Raw genomic sequence first — 17,458 nt, 5'->3', positions numbered from 1 at the left:
TTCTTTTATATATAAATGGGTCAGTAACGACGGTTGCTGACCTGTTTTTTTGTGTCGTAGATATTCTGGTTAATAGAAGGAGGCTATATCGATGAATTTATCAACTGAAATTGCTGATTATAAATTTGAAACATGTTTAATGAATGCAGCTGGAGTTCATTGTCAATTTAGAGAAGAATTGGATGGGTTACTCAATTCAAAAGCAGGTAGTTTTGTAACCAAAACTGCTACGTCTCAAGAAAGGAAAGGGAATCCTGAACCTCGTTTTGTTTCGCATCTGGACGCTTCGATAAATTCGATGGGATTACCCAATCAAGGAATCGATTACTATCTAGATTATTTAGAATTATTGGAACGAAAGAATGTCTTTTTATCTGTATCAGGTTTATCAAAGGAAGAAATTTTTGAAGTTCTATTGAAGGTGGAAAAATCCAACTTTAAGGGCTTAACCGAACTGAATTTATCATGTCCGAATGTGGTAGGCAAACCACAAACAGCTTATGATTTTGAATTAATGCGCGAGATCTTAGACCGAGTATATTCTTTTTTTACAAAGCCTCTAGGGGTTAAATTACCTCCTTATTTTGATCTGGTTCATTTTGACAAAGTTGCGATGATTCTGAATGATTATCCTTTAGCATTTGTTAATACAATAAATTCAATTGGGAATGGTCTGTGGATTAAGGATGAAACGGTTGTTTTAAAGCCTAAACAAGGATTTGGAGGGATTGGAGGAAGTGCCATTAAAGCAACAGCTTTAGCAAATGTCCATGCCTTCTATCAACGTCTGAATTCTTCTATTGCGATTATAGGAACAGGTGGTATTGTGACCGGTCAAGATGCTTTTGAACATATATTATGTGGAGCTTCAATGGTGCAAATAGGAACCGCTTTAGCCTATGAAGGTCCCGAAATTTTTGAGTGGGTGGGACAAGAATTATCTCAAATTATGGCAGAGAAGGGTTACGATACTATTCATTCATTTCGTGGTCAATTAAAATATATTGAGGAGTAGAAGAAATGAGTAACCATAATTTAATTTTTAAACACTTCGTCTCTACTAAGAAACTTAATTCAGGAATGGTTATGAAATTAATCCATCGAGCTATTGAATTTAAGAAGATGGATCGGTCTCTATTACCGCAATATCCCGGACACTTTGTGTCAAATGTTTTTCTTGAGAATTCGACTCGTACTCATTTAAGTTTTGAAATGGCTGAGAAGAAATTAGGAATGCCTGTGCTTTCTTTTGATGCTAAATCATCTTCGGTATCTAAGGGGGAGACACTCTTGGATACATTGATTACTCTTGAAGCGTTGGGGGTGGATACGGTAGTAGTTCGAACCTGTGAAGAGAATTATTACGAAGAGTTGATCACTTCGCCACACCTTACCCTCTCGATTATAAATGGAGGGGATGGAGCTGCTCAGCATCCTACTCAGTCTATGCTAGATCTAATGTCAATGTATGAATGCTTTCATCGATTCATAGGTTTAAAAGTAGCGATTGTTGGAGATTTAATTCATTCTCGTGTTGCTCACTCTAATGCCGAAATCTTAGCCCGTTTAGGAGCGAAATTATATTTTTCTGGACCTCGTGAATGGTATGAGGAAGATTTTGATCGCTATGGCGAATATTTGCCGATAGATGAATTGATGAGTCAGGTGGATGTATTAATGTTATTACGTGTTCAATTGGAACGCCATGATCAAGTAGATTCCTTTGATGCTGAAACCTATCATCGTTTATATGGATTAAATATTGAGAGAGCCGATCGTTTACAAGAACACGCTATTATAATGCATCCTGCTCCCGTGAATCGGGGAGTTGAGATTGCAGATGAATTGGTCATGTCACCACACTCGATTATCGCTGAACAAATGAAAAATGGAGTCTTTATGCGGATGTCGATTTTAGAAGCTGTTATGAATGGGAAGTAGGTGAAAAAATGTTATTAATCAAAAATGTTAACTATCTCAATCGGGCCGGCTCCTTTCAACCTATTGAACTGCTAATAGAGAAAGAACGCATCATCTTGATGGGGGAATCGCTTAGTTCGTTTCTAGCAGGGGCCGATATTCAGGTGATAGACGGTCAGAGGGGATTACTTAGTCCAGGATTTATTGACTTACACGTTCATTTTAGACAACCGGGAGGTGAGGCAAAAGAAACGATCGAAACTGGGAGCTTGGCAGCAGCAAAAGGTGGTTTTACACAAGTCTGTGCCATGCCTAATTTAAATCCTGTTCCTGATACAGTAGAGCGTATGCAGACAATGTCAGAATTAAACCAAGATGAGGCATGTATTAAAGTGCATCAATATTCACCTATTTCTAAAGGTTTGGTTTCCGAGACAGATTTAGTAGATTTTGAAGAGATGGTAGGAGCAGGAGCTATTGCTTTTACTAATGATGGTTTAGGAGTGCAATCTGCGGGCTTAATGTTTGAAGCGATGAATGAAGCTCGTCAAGTAAATCGGCCTTTAGTGGCTCATACTGAGGATAATTCTTTGCTTCACGGTGGAGTGATGCATGCAGGACGACGAGCAAAGGAACTCCATTTGCCTGGTATTGCATCTGTAACTGAATCCAGTCAAATTGCTCGTGATTGTGCGCTTGCAAATGAGGCAGGTTGTCATTACCATGTTTGTCATGTTTCAACCAAAGAAAGTGTAGAAGTAGTTAGAGCGGCTAAGGCAAAAGGTGTGAACGTAACGTGCGAAGTATGTCCTCACCATTTAATACTTTGTGATGAAGATATTCCTTCGGATAATGGTAATTGGAAGATGAATCCCCCTCTTAGAGGAGAAAAAGATCGCCAAGCCTTAATTGAGGGCTTATTAGATGGAACGATTGACTGTATCGCAACAGACCATGCTCCCCACACGGAGCAAGAAAAAAATCAAACGATGTTACAGGCACCTTTTGGAATTATTGGATCGGAATTAGCGTTTCCGCTCCTGTATACTCATTTTGTTCTAAAAGGAATCTTTACTTTAGAGCAATTAATTAATTGGCTAACTATTCTCCCGGCACGAATTTTTAATTTAGAAAGTAGTCAAATTGAAATAGGATCAATAGCAGATTTAGTTATCATTGATCTTAAGGCGGAATCTAAAATACAGGCCTCAGACCTTCTTTCAAAATCAAAAAATACGCCTTTTATTGGTTGGAAATTGACGAGCCGTATTATACACACTATCTATCAAGGAGAAGTTGTTTATTCTTATGAATAAAGGATGAAGGATGCCGTATTGAAAGTTCTATGAAGAGTATCTCAATAGACTGAGGGTGTCTAGAGAGGGATGGACTAAAATCTATTACAGACAAGTAAATTTTCTTGTGCTAAACTGATTGAGTATCAAGGTCGAGAGAAAGGAAGACTTGTTTGAAATCAATCTATAGTTTAACCCAAGAAGATTTGAAAGATTGGATGATTGCTCAAGGAGAAAAAAACTATCGAGCAGACCAAATCTGGCAGTGGCTTTATCGGCAGCATGTAGGATCTTTTGAAGAAATGACGAATATTCCCAAAAAAATTCTTCAACCCCTATCTGAAAATTTCGTTTTTTCTCCTTTAAAGACAGAAATCGTCCAGAGAGCCCAAGATAAAACAACAAAATTTTTATTTGAATTACATGACCATGCAATGATTGAGACCGTGCTTATGTACCATCATTACGGAGTTTCAGTTTGTGTCACTACGCAGATTGGCTGTAATATTGGATGTAAATTCTGTGCTTCTGGGCTTATCCCTAAAGTAAGAGATCTTGAAACGGGAGAAATTGTGGCACAGATCATGTTTATTCAACGATACTTAGACCAACATGAGCCTGGTACTAAAGTTAGTCACATTGTTGTGATGGGCATAGGAGAACCTTTTGATAACTATGAGAATGTCATGAATTTCTTGAGAATAGTAAATTCAGATAAAGGTTTGGCAATTGGAGCGAGACATATTACCGTTTCAACTTCAGGCTTAGCGCCTAAAATCCGTCAGTTTGCACGGGAAGGTATTCAAGTTAACCTTGCAGTCTCTTTACATGCCCCGAATAATGAAACACGGTCTTCTATTATGAAGATTAATCGTGAGTATCCTATTGAAGAATTATTTGCAGCTATTTATGAGTATATTGAAATAACTAACCGTCGGGTTACTTTTGAATACATTATGATTGATGGTGTGAATGACACCCCTCAACATGCAAAAGAACTGGTAGCTTTATTAAAGCCGATGTTAAAATTATCTTATGTTAATTTAATCCCCTATAATCCAGTGCTAGAAAACTCCTTTGAACGATCTAGTGCCGAGAATATTGCTAAGTTTTTTGATATTCTAATGAAAAACAAAGTGAATTGTGTAGTGAGAAAAGAACATGGAACGGATATAGAAGCAGCCTGTGGTCAGTTACGATCTCAATATGAACGTAAAAAGCGGGAAAAAGGACGACCACGTACCAAAGAAGAGATTCGTCAAGCGTCTAATTTAAGGCGACAAAGAAAACAAGTTCAGCAGAGTTAGTTGGACGTTTCGCCCGCTTGTATTCTTTTCAAATGGGTGGGGTTGCACCTTTATGGGTTAACGAATATAAAAGTTTTTACAGAGCTGTAAATGAAAGTAAGAAACGGTTATGAAAAGAAATCGTATTTAAATAGTAAGTTTCCGAAGTTGGAAATAGGATCGCATATCTCTATTTATTATGATATAATCAATGAGATAGTCAAAGTAAGGGGAGGACTTAACGTGTATAATGCCTTGTTAGTTGCTTTAGTAATTGTATCCATTATGATTATTTTATTTGTTGTTATGCAACCGTCGAAAAGTAATGCAGCATCTACTTTAACCGGTGGTGGAGATGATGGGACAGTGAAGCAAAAAGCACGTGGTTTTGAAGCATTCTTGATACGAGCAACGACCGTTTTAGGGATCTTGTTTTTTGTATTAACAATTGCTCTAGCCTATTTGTCAGCTAAATAATTTATTATAAATATATAGGAAACCACCTAACGGCATACCATGATGACTTGGATCATTAGTGCTGTTAGGTGTTCTTTTTGTTATGAATGTTGATTGTTATGTTTTCTTTCGTTTGTTGAATAGGCTACAATAGAGTATATAGATTTAGAGGAGTGATTTGATGTCAAGACCACCGTTTGACAATGCATTATATTTGCCTGGGAAGGAAATGAATATTGGGATTATTCTTTTTCATGCATATACTGGAACAACTCGCGATGTTAACTTGTTAGCAAGAAAACTAAACCGTCAAGGGTATACGATACTCGTCCCGCTATTTAGTGGTCATGATACGAATGATATAAAGAATGTGTTGAAATATTCACCGAAAATTTGGCAAGAAGAAGCGCATGCTGCTTATCACTGGATGGTTGAACAAGATTTTGATCATTTATTATTATTTGGTTTATCCATGGGAGGTGTCATGGCGACTGACATTATGGCTGAACCGGACTTTAGTGGGTCTGGAGGAGGAGTCTTTAATTCTCCTATCGTCACTGAGCAATTAACAGATATTTCTGACTCATTTATGAACTTGGGTGGACTGTTAGCTAAATTACGTAAAGAGAGTGAGCAATTTCAAGCAGAGTATTCAGATATTTTAAAAGGCCATTGGAAACAAATGGAAGAATTAGAGACGATTAAGAAGAGTATTGAAGAACGGCTGGTCAATATTAAAACTCCTTTCTATATTGCTCAATCAGGAGAGGATGAACTAATTAATCCAGAAGATGCTTACCTGCTTCAAAATCACTTAGTAAATGCCCGGATTGATTTCCACTACTTTCCTGATAATACTCATACTATTCCAACCAATCGTGACCGAGATGAGTTTGATCAATCTGTTTTAGATTTTGTTCAACAGGTATGCCATCCTTATTAGGAAAGAGAAAGGAGCTGTGTAGCTTGAGTTTGTCAAAGTTAGAAAGAGAAGTGCTGCATTTTTTGCAAGAAAATAAAGATCAATCTTTTAAGGTCGATCAGATTGCTCACCGATTTAATTATAAGGGGAGTAAAAATTATAAACGATTAGTAAAAGCGCTTGCTTTTCTAGAAAGAGTAGGCGAAATTCAGCTGACATCTGAAGGTCAATTTAAAGCCCTTACTGAAAGTTTGGAAATAACGGGTATTTATCGAGCGAATGATAAAGGATATGGTTTTATATCTCATCAAGAGGGAGAAAGCGATCTATTTGTGCCTCGAGGTAAAAATGGAGGAGCATTGGATGGAGATACAGTCATCGCTAGAATTATTAAGCAAGTAGATGCAAACACAGGCAAAGGGTCGGAAGCTCAAGTTGTTGCTATTCAGGAAAGAAAAGCGAATCAGTTAGTTGGGGAATTTTATGCTTATAATCAGAACGAGCGGGAAACGAGCGGTTATCTAGGATATGTAAAACCTCAGGGAGAATTTTCTGATTTGGTAAAAATCTTTATCAGACCTGATGGTATTCATCCTGCAGACCATACGATATGTATCGTAAAGATTTCAGAGTACCCCACGAATAAGTCACCTAATGAAATGGTTGGGATAGTGGCAAAAGAGATTGGCCATAAAGATGCACCTGGTGTTGATATTTTAGCTATTTTATTTCAATTTGGGATCCCCCACGAATTTCCTGAACAGGTAATAGCAGAGGCTGAAAATATTGGTCAGACGATCAATCCAGATGATATGAAGGGCCGGGTAGATCTGCGAAATGAACTTATTATTACGATTGATGGTGCAGATGCGAAAGATTTAGATGATGCTATTTCATTGACAAAGGTTTCGGATCGAGAATATCATCTAGGAGTTCATATTGCAGATGTGTCTCATTATGTAAAAGAAGGATCGGCCATTGATCAAGAAGCGTACGAGAGAGGCACCTCAGTCTATTTAACCGATCGAGTGGTTCCAATGTTGCCCCAACGATTGTCAAATGGAATTTGTTCTTTGCACCCTCATGAAGATCGTCTGACGCTCTCTTGTGAAATGGTAATCGATGGTAAGGGACAAGTGGTGAAACATGAGATTTTTAAAAGTGTTATCCATTCTTCTTATCGGATGACTTATTCAGATGTTAATGCTATTTTAGAAGGAAATGAAGAATTAAGAGAGAAATATCAAGAAATTACACCTATGCTTGATGAGATGGCTGAACTTCATGAAGTTTTATATCAGATGAGAAAAGGTCGAGGTGCTCTTGATTTTGATGCACCAGAAGCTCAGGTTTTAGTCGATGAAAGTGGGCATCCTACTGATATTGTACTTCGTGAGCGCTTTACAGGTGAACGTCTCATTGAGTCCTTTATGCTCGCTGCAAATGAAACAGTAGCAGAGACTTATTTACAAAGAGATTTCCCTTTTATCTATCGAATTCACGAACAGCCCGATGAGGCTAAAATGGATCGATTTGCTGAATTTATCACCAGTTTTGGTATTGTTTTACGTGGTCAAACTGCCGAAATAGATCCTAAACAGCTTCAAGAAGCTTTAAAATCGGTGAAGGGTGAGCCATATGAACAGGTAGTATCTACTATGATGTTACGCTCAATGCAGCAAGCAAAATATTCTGAAAATCCAGCAGGGCATTTTGGGTTAGCAGCTGAAGACTATACGCATTTTACTTCGCCAATTCGTCGTTATCCAGATCTAATGGTTCATCGTTTAATATCTAACTATTTAGAGAAAAGTTTAAGCCAGAAGGAACGTTCACGTTGGGAAGAAAAGCTACCTGCTATTGCTAATCATTCATCTCAAATGGAGCGGCGAGCAGTAGAAGCTGAACGTGAGACAGATGCATTAAAAAAAGCAGAGTATATGGAAGATAAAATTGGAGAAATTTTTGAAGGTACGATTGCTTCTGTTACTTCTTTTGGTATTTTTGTTGCGTTACCTAATACTGTAGAAGGTTTAGTAAGCTTGCAAAGCTTAACGGATGACTATTACCAATATAATCCCCAACATATGATGCTAATTGGTGAACGAACACGAAAAGTCTATCGTATAGGGCAAAAGGTTAAAGTTCAATTATTAGGTGTGGATATTGCCGAGAGAGAAATTGATTTTGCTATTTTAGATGCGGAACCTATTGAAGACGTAGATTTAAATGCTATTAAAGTGCAAACAAAAAATAGTGAAAAAACAAATAATCGTGGTAGAAAAGAAAAGGGTCGAGCTCCAAGAATGCGTGATGCAGCGAAAGGGAAGTTTACAATTTCTAAACGAAAAAATAAAAAAAATAGAAATAGACAGTCAGGTAAACAAAATCGTGGTAAAGGTATGCGTTAGTGAATGCTCCTGGCTGTTAGCAAGGAGTTAATATGGCAAAACAAAAAAGTCAAAAAAAAGATAAGCCTCTCGCTCAAAATCGAAAAGCTCGACATGATTATGAAATTCTTGAGACTTATGAGGCAGGACTGGTTTTGAAAGGCACAGAAATTAAATCCATTCGAGCAGGAAAAGTAAATATTCAAGATGGGTTTATTTCGATATATCATCAAGAAGCTTGGTTAAAAAACGTGCATATCAGTCCCTATGATCATGGAAATTTATTTAATCATGATCCTTTACGAGATCGAAAGTTATTGTTACATCGAAAAGAGATATGGAACTTACAGCAATCAGTTAAGCAGAAAGGGATGACTTTGATTCCGTTAAAAGTCTACCTTGTAAGAGGTAGAGCGAAGGTTTTAATTGGATTAGGACGTGGGAAGCATCATTATGATAAGCGTCATGCTTTAAAAGAAGAACAGGCAAAAAGAGATATTGATCGAGCTTTAAAAAATAATTATTAAAAACACATAATATAAAACCCCAGCAGTTTATCTATAAAATAAACTGCTGGGGTTGTTAATATGGATGTACCACTGACGTCTTGATAAATTTTAGTTTGCCAATAGAGTAAATAATAAATGATGGGCTTTTGAATTTCTTTCTTGCGAGCGAAATCATTTGTTGTTGTACAAATTTTATAGTGCTCACCTTCGCTTTCTATATTTGTCTGCCCCGTATTAAAAGTAAAATTTTGAAATACTAGTTCGGGATGCCATGAGTATTGACGTGAACCATGGGCATGATCAAGTAACTCATAACCCTCTTCTGCTAACAAGGTACTTGCATTTTTTAAAAAACTATCACTCCTTTCAAGGTTATTTCTTTGTATGTTTCCATTGGCAAGTAGAATGCCGTTGATTTCAATATCTTTGTTTTCAAATGACTCTAAACTTTGCCCATTTGGCAGCCTGATGAAAACCTGACATTCATAAACAAGATAAAGCTTAGAATTATCAGTGGATATCATTATTCCAGATTGCAAATTTGAATTTTCTTGTTCTAAAAAAGATTTAAAATGATTGTGATAATCTTTAAGGTTTATATCTTTATATGCCTGAATATCTTGCTTTAATTGATCAATGAATGATTTAGGATCGATTTTTAATGTGTCAGCTAGATTGGCAAAGCTCATATCGGTTTGTATTTCGGACTGGTAATACTGATTCAATTGTTCTAGACGTTGTAGATTTAAAGTATTTAAGTGAAGCAATCCCATCATAATCAAATGGCTAAGAAACATAAAAACAATGATCATCGGAAAGATAAAGCCTTTGTTTCGTATTTGATTTTTTATTTTTTGCCTAATGTTCAAAATTTCCTCCTAAAGTGGCAGAAAAAATCTGACCATTTGTAAATTCTAAAGTGATATCAATAAAAGGTGGATTAGCTGTTACATACCAATCTTTAACATGATATAAATAAGGATGATGACCAGGTGTTTTATAGATCTTTTGATTTTTGAGAATAATTGAATAGTGTCTTTCAAGGCTATCAGAAATATCAATCTGTTGATTTGAAAGAGATTCTATCTTATATTGAGATAATTCGCTTTCTATACTTAGCACAAAATGCTGCCATTCTAAATATTGATCATCTCTTATTTCCTGATCTATTTTTTGATAATGTTGTATGCTGGTCATTAAACCGTGCATGATTAATGAAAGGATCGTGAGTGCTAGCAAGCACTCTATTAGAGTAAATGCAGCTTGAGTGGATTTAAATCGCTTCAAGTAATTCGATTTCATAATGATCACCATTTGAAAAGTTGATGTAGCAAACTTTTTCGTTACAAGCAAAGTCCGTCATCGTTACTGGATGAGTGAGCTGATAACTTTCGATTCTTTGAATTAAGGCCTCTTTTTTATTGGGTGATTTTGATAGATGGATTTTAGCGAGTTGATAGAAAAGATGCCATTCCTGAGTTTCTACTTGGTGGACTTTTATTTTTTGTTGTTGCAAGTAGTAGGCTGGTAAGTAAAAGGACAGCATCCATGTAAGGATGATTAGACTAATAAGGCATTCAATAAGGGTAAAGCCTTGTTTATACCTTGAATTCAAATTGACCACTCCCTAATTGGAAAACTAATAGCATTTGTTGTCCAGAAACATGAGTGAAAATAATGGTTTTGAAAGCCTGTGTTCTTCCGTTAGGATAATAATAGAAACTAAAGTTATTTGTTACTTCCCAATTCTTTGGAGGTGCAAGAGACCGATAAATTTTGTTAGACCTGGCAGAGACAAACTTAATAGGTTGGCCTAATTGGAACTGAACATAAATGGGTTCTTGATAGATGATGGACCGATCTTGAGCTTGATATAATTGTGATTTTAGTTGATCTTGAAATGTTTTTAGTTCATAGCTTTCTGCTAGATGGTTTGGTGGAAGATAGGTAGCAATGATCATGATGAAACTGATAATAGTGAGTACTATTAACAGCTCTATGAGTGTGAATGCCTGCTGCTGTTTGCGAACCATCATGAATCAGATAAAATCACTGAAAGCGTAGAGGGGTCGATTCTCTCAAGAGCTTCTTCGGCTTGTCTTTCAGTAAGGTATCCTTCAGCAACTAAGGTCTCTAAACTAGCGGTTGCTGAGTTTCCTTCCACTAAATAATAGGCGTGAGCTTGGGTTGAAATAATTTCGGTTATATTTTCCGTAGCTTGTTGATCGATTCTTTCTTTTTGGCCGGCGACGTTAGGGATAATAATAGCCATTAAGATAGCAACAACAATCAACACAATTGTCATTTCTAATAAAGTGAATCCTTTTTTGATATTTTTATGCTGACAGATTCTGGATAGTCGTGTGATAAACTTGTTCATCTTTTCCTCCTTAGATTTCCATGGTTAGCATGGGTAACATTAAAATTAAATACATAGCCATAATTAAGCTAGCGATTAAAATGAATAGAATGGGTTGTATTAAATGAATTTTTTTACTCAGATCTTCGAGTAAATCGTCGAATATTTTTTGTGCATAAATTTTACATTTATGAGCTGTTTGGCTGGTGATTTCTCCTTGATAGATAACCACCACCAAACTCGTATTAAATAAGTCAAGATCCTTAAGAGCTGTTTCCAATGGAATCCCTTGTAGGTAGCTAGTTTGAAGTTCTTTAGCAACGGCCTCAAGAAAAGGGTCTAGAGGATATTTTATAAGGATGTCTAGTGTTTGTTGGATAGAGAAGCCGCCCTCGAGAAAGTAAGCAATTTCTTTAGCAAAACGATAGGAACAATAGTGGCGAATATTCTTTTTTAAAAATGGAATTTTAATTAATAAACGATACCTTTCAATTGTTTCAAGGCGAAGTAAGTAAAAATCACTCACTAAGTATAAGAAGATGCAGAAAGCTAAAATCCCCAAAATAATTTGTGGCAAGAAAGTGAAAAATAAAATTAGGTTTCTTACCATCAAGTTTGTTTGAAAAAGCTTTGGTTCAATAAAAGAGATAATCTGTGGTAGCATAAATTCACGCATTCCAAATAATAAACAGAAAAGAAATAGTATCAGTATCATCGGATAAATCATTAATTTAGTAAGACGTGACTGGTAATCTTGAAGAGTTTTGAGTTGTTTAGCAATATCAAATAGGGCTTGGTTAAAACGTCCTTGTTTTTGTGAGAAAAAAATTTGGGCACAGTTCTGTTGAGAAAAACCAATTTTGGCTAATCCGTGTTCAATGGTGGCTCCTTTCTGTAAATCATCTAGCACGACTTGTATAATAGCTGCTTGCTTAGGTAAGAGAATTTTTAAAAATTGTAACGCCTGTTTAATAGAAAAACCTTGCATTGTTAGTTCGGCAATAACTTGGATAAAGTAGGGACGTAATGTATTTTTGAGATGGGTGGAGCGATTATTAAATAATTTCAAAATGGTGAAATTGTTTTTTGTTAATGTAGCCATAAGCCCACGCCTTTCTCAAAGAATGGTTTAAAGGGATAAAATTCGAGCTGAAATTCAAATTGCTTTGCTTTGATAAAAGTGATTTCAAATCGGAGTCATATAAAATTTCGAATATTGCAGCTCTTTTGTGTTGATCCTCAAAATGGAGGCAGGAAAGTAAATTATCAGATCGGCAAAACGGGCAATGCCTAGGAATGAGACGCTGAGAAATAACCGCAATCAACGTTTGCTCAATTTGCTGAGGAGTGACGTCCAATTCTTCAAGACGGCCAATGACACCGAGACAATTTGTTGCATGGATGGTTGCAATCATAAGATGGCCTGTTAGAGCGCCTCTAACTGTCATTCGTGCTGTCTCTTCGTCTCGGATTTCACCAATAAAGAGTACATCAGGATGGTGGCGCAAAGCGGATTTGATCAGGAGGTCGTAAGTAATGCCTGCCTTATAGTTTACTTGCGTTTGTAAAAAACGTTCTTCCTTGATTTCAACAGGGTCTTCCATTGTGATTACTTGTAGCGCTTCCTGATCCATCCGTTCTGATAGCAGTTGGTAAATGGTGGTCGTTTTGCCTGAACCTACAGGTCCCGAGATAAGAATTAGCCCGCTTTTACGTCGTATGAATTGGCGTAATAATTCGAGAACTTGTGGGAAATAACATTGTATGCGACTTGCTTGATGAAAATGTGAAAAGATAATTCTTATTACCAAGGATTCAAGTATATGAACATCTGAAATGGTTGATAAGCGTAGCTCAATAGGAGCCATTTCTTCGTCAAAAAGAAAGTCACATGCTCCAGATTGAGGTTTTCTTTTCTCGCCGACATCCATATTGGCTAAGTATTTGAAGTAGCTAATCAATCTTTTTCCCAAATTCAAATCTACCTGCTTCTGTGGAATCAGTTGACCGTTTATTCTAAAGTATATGCGATAGTGAGTGCTGGCTGGCATGATATGAATATCAGAAACTTGATAGAGAATAGCTTTTTGAATTAATTTATGAGCATCGTTTTCGATCATTACCTATCTCCTATTAGACTAGTCTGTTTATAGATACCCGTTAAAGAAACTATTGCGCTTTTGTTTTTGAATTTCATACAAAGCCCTAATCTATACTTGAAAATCAAAGTGTGCTAAAATGAGTTGACAGAGAGTGGCGAACACTCACCACAGTATAAATATCAATAAAGGAGTTTTTATGAATGATTTTTAAAGTGACTTACCAGGAGAATAAGGATCAAGTGCCTAAACGTGAGGCAACTCAATCTTTATATATTGAAGCAGAAGATCGAGTAGAGGCTATCGATAAATTAACTAAGAATACGGAATATAATTTGGAATTTGTTCAGGAATTAGATTCAGCTCATTTAGCATATGAGCAAGAGCATAATCCAGATTTTAAATTAGTGGAGTTTTAGTATGGCAGTAAATATTAAAAACAACGAGGTAGGTGTTTTTGCCTTAGGGGGACTTAATGAAGTTGGGAAGAATATGTACGGTGTTCAATTCCAAGATGAGATAATTATTTTGGACGCTGGTGTGATGTTCCCGGAAGATGAGTTATTGGGAATTGATTATGTGATCCCAGACTTTCAATATATCCTCCAAAATCGACATAAAGTTAAAGCCGTAGTCATTTCGCATGGACATGAGGATCATATAGGTGGAATACCATTTCTTTTACAGCAAATCAATGTACCGATTTATGCGGGGAAATGGGCATCGGCATTAATTCGAAATAAATTACATGAAAGAGGCTTACTAAGAGATGCCGAGATACATGAAATAGATGAAGATTCGGTGATTCGTTTTCGTAAGACAAGTGTTAGTTTCTATTTAACGACGCATTCTATTCCAGAAGCGTATGGGGTTGTTGTTAAAACTCCTCCAGGAAACATTGTGTTCACGGGAGATTATAAATTTGACTTTACGCCAGTTGGTAAACCGGCAGATTTGCACCGGATGGCAAGAATAGGGGAAGAAGGGGTGCTTCTTCTTTTAGGGGATTCAACAAATGCAGAAATCCCTACTTTTACAAATTCGGAGAAAATTGTAGGTAAATCTATTCGAAATATTATTCAAAAGGAAACAGGTCGAGTTATTTTTGCGACCTTCGCATCGAATGTATCACGGTTACAACAGGCTGTAATGACAGCAAAAGAAACGGGACGCAAAATTGCAGTCTTTGGACGATCCATGGAATCTTCTATTAAAACAGGTCGAGAATTAGGATATATTGATGATAAAGGTGAGGATATCTTTATCGAAGCACGAGATATTGATCGTTATGCAGCCAATGAGATCCTTATCTTATGTACTGGATCACAGGGAGAGCCCATGGCGGCTTTAAGTCGGATCGCAAATGGGACACACCGTCAGATTAGTTTACAACCTGATGATACAGTTATTTTCTCTTCATCACCAATCCCTGGTAATACAATGAGTGTTAACCGTGTCATTAATCAGTTGAGCGAACAGGGAGTAAAGGTTATTCATGGAAAGGTTAACAACATTCATACTTCTGGACATGGTGGCCAGCAAGAACAATTGTTGATGCATCGACTGATGAAGCCGAAATATTTTATGCCAGTCCACGGTGAATATAGAATGTTAAGCATTCAGGCAGAATTGGCTCAGCTGACAGGTATTCCAAAAGATCACTGTTTTGTAATGTCGAACGGAGATATGTTGGCTTTAACTGCGGATTCAGCTCGAATAGCGGGACATTTTCCGGCTCAAGATGTGTATGTAGATGGGAATGGTGTAGGAGATATTGGTAGCATTGTTCTTCGTGATCGAAAAGCCTTATCAGAAGAAGGTTTAATTATTGTGACCGCAACGATTGATTATACAAGTCAGCAAATTATTTCAGGTCCAGATATTATGTCTCGTGGTTTTATTTATATGCGTGAATCCGGAGACTTAATTAATGAAATCCAGAATCAAGCTAGAGCCATTATTAATCGAGGCTTGAATGAAAAAGGGAATAATGTTTCTGAAAGAATGATAAGAGATCTTATTTTTGAAGAATTACAACCCATTATTTATGAAAAGACACAAAGGTCGCCCATGATTATGCCTATTTTATTAGATATCAAAAAAGGGGTTCGTCCTCGTCAGATAAAGCAAAAAAGTGAGAAGGAGTAACTAGAATGCAAAGACTAGATCGTTTACGTCAACTTTTAAAAGAAGAACAACTGGAAGCTCTATATGTGACAGATTTATTAAATGTTCGCTATTTAACAGGTTTTACTGGATCAGCGGGTGCGGTTTTAGTGACTCACGATGAAGCTTATTTTATAACAGATTTTCGTTATGTTACTCAGGCTAACAAAGAAGTAACATCTGCGAAGGTTGTGATTCATCAACAAGGAGTTGATCAAGAAGTTCAAAAATTGATTGAGCAAGATCAAATTCGTACTTTGGGAATCGAAGCGAATCAAATGAATGTAAGTCAATACTTAAAAATTCAGAAATTATTCGATCTTGATATTAAGCCTACTGATGCGTTGATAGAAAAGTTGCGTCAAGTGAAAGATCAAGAAGAGATTGCGATTATTCGTCAGGCCTGTGAAATTACGGACCTAGCATTTGAGCATATTCTAAACTTTGTGAAAGCCGGCGTAACAGAGTTACAAGTAGCCAACGAACTAGAATCATTTCTAAAGAACAAAGGCGCTAGTTCTATGTCCTTTGATACAATTGTAGCTTCTGGTGAAAGATCTGCGATGCCGCATGGAGTTGCTAGTGAGAAGGTAATTGAGAACGGCGATATGGTGACAATTGATTTTGGTTGTTACTATAAAGGCTATTCTTCTGATATGACCCGAACATTTGCGGTTGGCTCAGTGAGTGATCAATTGCGAGAAATTTATGAGATTGTTTTAGAAGCACATAATCGTGTGATCGCGGGAACTCGAGCTGGGATGACAGGACAAGAGGTGGATGCTTTGGCGCGTGATTATATCACTGAAAAAGGCTACGGCCAGTATTTTGGGCATTCCACTGGTCATGGATTAGGTTTAGATGTGCATGAAATGCCAGCCGTTTCTAGCCGAAGTGAGACAGTAATGGTGGAAAATATGGTTATAACAGATGAGCCAGGAATTTATTTGCCAGGTATTGGTGGTGTTCGGATAGAAGATGATCTAATTATTAAAGAAAATGGGGTTGAAAGCATCAATTCAAGTCCAAAAGAATTGATTATTCTTACGGAGGGGGAAGCATAATGGCAAAAGATAGACCTGTAGCTTTTGATACACAGGATAATTCTACATTGGGAGAAATTAATATTACAACGGGTGTGTTAGAGAACATTGCAGCAAAAGCAGCATCTGAAATTTCAGGTGTGCTAACAACGGTTCCTAAACTTGAAGCTGGGAAATTTTTACGTATTGAACGAACTGGTGTGGTTGCAAAAATGAACCAAGAGAATGGACGAATCTCTATCGATGTTTCGGTAAGAATTCGATATGGTTATTCGGTACCGGAAGTAGCTTTTTCAATTCAAGATCGTGTTAAAGAGCAAATCTTATTTATGACAGATTTAGTGGTTAACGAAGTGAATGTGCATATTCTAGCGATCGAAACGGATTCTTATAGTGATCAAGAGTTTTTGCAATTAGAAGAAGAATATGGTGAAGATTCTAAAATAGAAACCGGAGTATAAGTCTATGGTCAAGTTAAATCGGCATACTGCCAGAGAAAAAGCGGTTCAGAGTTTGTATCAATTGATAAATGGAATAGATAATTTTGAAAGTGAATCTGCAATTGCTTTTGCTTTAGAAGCTGGAAATGATCCAGATTCTGGAATTGAAGGAGAAGTAGATCCTTACCTTTTACAAATCGTCAAAGGCGTTAATCAGAATAGAATGGCGATTGATAAAATGATTGAAGATTATTTGACAAAAGGCTGGTCACTCGACCGAATTGCTTCGATTGATTTAACCATTTTGCGGCTAGCCTTTTATGAAGTAGCTTTTATGGAAGAAAATGTTGTTCCTGCAAAAGTAGCTGTAAACGAAGCGATTGAATTAAGTAAGACTTTTAGCGACGATAAATCTCGTAAATTTATTTCAGGCGTCCTCGCCAAATTACTCGAGAATCAAGCTTAGTTCTTGCCCAGAAAGGAATTATGAAGAAATCATTCCTTTTCTGGGCATTTTTAAAGGAGAAGTTGGGAAAGAAATGCCCAACTCTTGTAAGAGTTTGCAAATGTATA

At 36.8% G+C, this 17,458-nt stretch carries 20 protein-coding genes; 13 read left to right on the top strand and 7 right to left on the bottom strand.

What is annotated here, in order from left to right:
- Window positions 1-91: 91 nt before the first annotated feature.
- The 8 genes from HZY91_RS07160 to smpB all read left to right on the top strand — a co-directional run bounded on the left by HZY91_RS07160 (window position 92) and on the right by smpB (window position 8,796).
- Window positions 92-1,015, top strand: a complete 924-nt coding sequence (locus HZY91_RS07160) for a dihydroorotate oxidase (protein ID WP_197115600.1) — start codon at window positions 92-94, stop codon at window positions 1,013-1,015.
- Between the two features lie 5 nt (window positions 1,016-1,020).
- Window positions 1,021-1,941, top strand: coding sequence for an aspartate carbamoyltransferase catalytic subunit (locus tag HZY91_RS07155; RefSeq protein WP_197115599.1), 921 nt, complete (start codon window positions 1,021-1,023; stop codon window positions 1,939-1,941).
- A gap of 8 nt (window positions 1,942-1,949) precedes the next feature.
- The gene (gene pyrC / locus HZY91_RS07150; RefSeq protein WP_197115598.1) at window positions 1,950-3,236 is read left to right on the top strand and encodes a dihydroorotase; all 1,287 of its coding nucleotides are present in this window, start codon (window positions 1,950-1,952) and stop codon (window positions 3,234-3,236) included.
- A gap of 152 nt (window positions 3,237-3,388) precedes the next feature.
- Window positions 3,389-4,522 carry a dual-specificity RNA methyltransferase RlmN gene (rlmN, locus tag HZY91_RS07145; RefSeq protein WP_197115597.1) on the top strand — a complete coding sequence of 378 codons (1,134 nt, stop codon included), beginning with the start codon at window positions 3,389-3,391 and terminating at the stop codon, window positions 4,520-4,522.
- 222 nt (window positions 4,523-4,744) lie between these two features.
- Window positions 4,745-4,978 carry a preprotein translocase subunit SecG gene (secG, locus tag HZY91_RS10985; RefSeq protein WP_197115596.1) on the top strand — a complete coding sequence of 78 codons (234 nt, stop codon included), beginning with the start codon at window positions 4,745-4,747 and terminating at the stop codon, window positions 4,976-4,978.
- Between the two features lie 160 nt (window positions 4,979-5,138).
- Complete coding sequence (locus tag HZY91_RS07135; protein WP_235991527.1) at window positions 5,139-5,900, top strand: alpha/beta hydrolase; 762 nt, start codon at window positions 5,139-5,141, stop codon at window positions 5,898-5,900.
- 23 nt (window positions 5,901-5,923) lie between these two features.
- Complete coding sequence (gene rnr / locus HZY91_RS07130) at window positions 5,924-8,290, top strand: ribonuclease R (RefSeq protein WP_197115594.1); 2,367 nt, start codon at window positions 5,924-5,926, stop codon at window positions 8,288-8,290.
- A 32-nt stretch (window positions 8,291-8,322) separates the two neighbouring features.
- Complete coding sequence (smpB, locus tag HZY91_RS07125; RefSeq protein WP_197115593.1) at window positions 8,323-8,796, top strand: SsrA-binding protein SmpB; 474 nt, start codon at window positions 8,323-8,325, stop codon at window positions 8,794-8,796.
- Here smpB and HZY91_RS07120 read toward each other — a convergent pair.
- Genes HZY91_RS07120 through comGA form a run of 7 tightly spaced genes read right to left on the bottom strand, consistent with a single transcriptional unit; the run spans window position 8,793 to window position 13,257 of the window.
- Window positions 8,793-9,647: a hypothetical protein gene (locus HZY91_RS07120; RefSeq protein WP_197115592.1), complete on the bottom strand. Its 855-nt coding sequence runs from the start codon at window positions 9,645-9,647 to the stop codon at window positions 8,793-8,795. The two genes, smpB and HZY91_RS07120, sit on opposite strands and share 4 nt — an antisense overlap.
- A complete protein-coding gene (gene comGF / locus HZY91_RS07115; RefSeq protein ID WP_197115591.1) occupies window positions 9,637-10,080 on the bottom strand; it encodes a competence type IV pilus minor pilin ComGF in 444 nt (147 codons plus the stop codon). Before comGF ends, HZY91_RS07120 begins: the two co-directional genes overlap by 11 nt.
- Window positions 10,052-10,393, bottom strand: coding sequence for a type II secretion system protein (locus tag HZY91_RS07110; protein ID WP_197115590.1), 342 nt, complete (start codon window positions 10,391-10,393; stop codon window positions 10,052-10,054). The genes comGF and HZY91_RS07110 overlap by 29 nt, the downstream gene beginning before the upstream one ends.
- Window positions 10,377-10,811, bottom strand: coding sequence for a competence type IV pilus minor pilin ComGD (gene comGD, locus HZY91_RS07105; RefSeq protein ID WP_197115589.1), 435 nt, complete (start codon window positions 10,809-10,811; stop codon window positions 10,377-10,379). Before comGD ends, HZY91_RS07110 begins: the two co-directional genes overlap by 17 nt.
- Entirely contained in the window at window positions 10,811-11,158 is a 348-nt protein-coding gene (gene comGC / locus HZY91_RS07100) for a competence type IV pilus major pilin ComGC (protein ID WP_197115588.1), read from the bottom strand. The genes comGD and comGC overlap by 1 nt, the downstream gene beginning before the upstream one ends.
- A 10-nt stretch (window positions 11,159-11,168) precedes the next feature.
- Window positions 11,169-12,239, bottom strand: coding sequence for a competence type IV pilus assembly protein ComGB (comGB, locus tag HZY91_RS07095; RefSeq protein ID WP_197115587.1), 1,071 nt, complete (start codon window positions 12,237-12,239; stop codon window positions 11,169-11,171).
- Window positions 12,193-13,257: a competence type IV pilus ATPase ComGA gene (gene comGA, locus HZY91_RS07090; RefSeq protein ID WP_197115586.1), complete on the bottom strand. Its 1,065-nt coding sequence runs from the start codon at window positions 13,255-13,257 to the stop codon at window positions 12,193-12,195. Before comGA ends, comGB begins: the two co-directional genes overlap by 47 nt.
- 182 nt (window positions 13,258-13,439) lie before the next feature.
- Here comGA and HZY91_RS07085 point away from each other — a divergent pair, with 182 nt between their 5' ends.
- The 5 genes from HZY91_RS07085 to nusB are packed head-to-tail and all read left to right on the top strand — an operon-like array spanning window position 13,440 to window position 17,351.
- Window positions 13,440-13,655, top strand: a complete 216-nt coding sequence (locus HZY91_RS07085; RefSeq protein WP_197115585.1) for a DNA-directed RNA polymerase subunit epsilon — start codon at window positions 13,440-13,442, stop codon at window positions 13,653-13,655.
- A gap of 1 nt (window position 13,656) precedes the next feature.
- Window positions 13,657-15,384, top strand: a complete 1,728-nt coding sequence (rnjA, locus tag HZY91_RS07080; protein ID WP_197115584.1) for a ribonuclease J1 — start codon at window positions 13,657-13,659, stop codon at window positions 15,382-15,384.
- A 5-nt stretch (window positions 15,385-15,389) separates the two neighbouring features.
- On the top strand, window positions 15,390-16,466 hold the full coding sequence (locus HZY91_RS07075) for a M24 family metallopeptidase (RefSeq protein ID WP_197115583.1): 1,077 nt from the start codon (window positions 15,390-15,392) through the stop codon (window positions 16,464-16,466).
- Window positions 16,466-16,906 (top strand): Asp23/Gls24 family envelope stress response protein, encoded by a 441-nt coding sequence (locus HZY91_RS07070; protein ID WP_197115582.1) that lies wholly within the window; start codon window positions 16,466-16,468, stop codon window positions 16,904-16,906. The genes HZY91_RS07075 and HZY91_RS07070 overlap by 1 nt, the downstream gene beginning before the upstream one ends.
- A 4-nt stretch (window positions 16,907-16,910) precedes the next feature.
- Window positions 16,911-17,351, top strand: a complete 441-nt coding sequence (gene nusB, locus HZY91_RS07065) for a transcription antitermination factor NusB (RefSeq protein ID WP_197115581.1) — start codon at window positions 16,911-16,913, stop codon at window positions 17,349-17,351.
- The last annotated feature ends 107 nt before the right edge of the window (window positions 17,352-17,458 follow it).

Origin of the sequence: Facklamia lactis, from assembly GCF_015863205.1 — a bacterium.
Classification (GTDB): domain Bacteria; phylum Bacillota; class Bacilli; order Lactobacillales; family Aerococcaceae; genus Facklamia; species Facklamia lactis.
This window is presented reverse-complemented; position numbering and strand designations above follow the sequence as displayed.

Bases quoted from the DNA above. Each gene is read 5' to 3' on its own strand.
- HZY91_RS07160 (WP_197115600.1), top strand. From the start codon at position 92: ATGAATTTATCAACTGAAATTGCTGATTATAAATTTGAAACATGTTTA.
- HZY91_RS07155 (WP_197115599.1), top strand. From the start codon at position 1,021: ATGAGTAACCATAATTTAATTTTTAAACACTTCGTCTCTACTAAGAAA.
- pyrC (WP_197115598.1), top strand. From the start codon at position 1,950: ATGTTATTAATCAAAAATGTTAACTATCTCAATCGGGCCGGCTCCTTT.
- HZY91_RS07135 (WP_235991527.1), top strand. From the start codon at position 5,139: ATGTCAAGACCACCGTTTGACAATGCATTATATTTGCCTGGGAAGGAA.
- smpB (WP_197115593.1), top strand. From the start codon at position 8,323: ATGGCAAAACAAAAAAGTCAAAAAAAAGATAAGCCTCTCGCTCAAAAT.
- comGF (WP_197115591.1), bottom strand. From the start codon at position 10,080: ATGAAATCGAATTACTTGAAGCGATTTAAATCCACTCAAGCTGCATTT.
- comGD (WP_197115589.1), bottom strand. From the start codon at position 10,811: ATGGTTCGCAAACAGCAGCAGGCATTCACACTCATAGAGCTGTTAATA.
- comGC (WP_197115588.1), bottom strand. From the start codon at position 11,158: ATGAACAAGTTTATCACACGACTATCCAGAATCTGTCAGCATAAAAAT.
- comGB (WP_197115587.1), bottom strand. From the start codon at position 12,239: ATGGCTACATTAACAAAAAACAATTTCACCATTTTGAAATTATTTAAT.
- comGA (WP_197115586.1), bottom strand. From the start codon at position 13,257: ATGATCGAAAACGATGCTCATAAATTAATTCAAAAAGCTATTCTCTAT.
- HZY91_RS07085 (WP_197115585.1), top strand. From the start codon at position 13,440: ATGATTTTTAAAGTGACTTACCAGGAGAATAAGGATCAAGTGCCTAAA.
- rnjA (WP_197115584.1), top strand. From the start codon at position 13,657: ATGGCAGTAAATATTAAAAACAACGAGGTAGGTGTTTTTGCCTTAGGG.
- HZY91_RS07075 (WP_197115583.1), top strand. From the start codon at position 15,390: ATGCAAAGACTAGATCGTTTACGTCAACTTTTAAAAGAAGAACAACTG.
- HZY91_RS07070 (WP_197115582.1), top strand. From the start codon at position 16,466: ATGGCAAAAGATAGACCTGTAGCTTTTGATACACAGGATAATTCTACA.
- nusB (WP_197115581.1), top strand. From the start codon at position 16,911: ATGGTCAAGTTAAATCGGCATACTGCCAGAGAAAAAGCGGTTCAGAGT.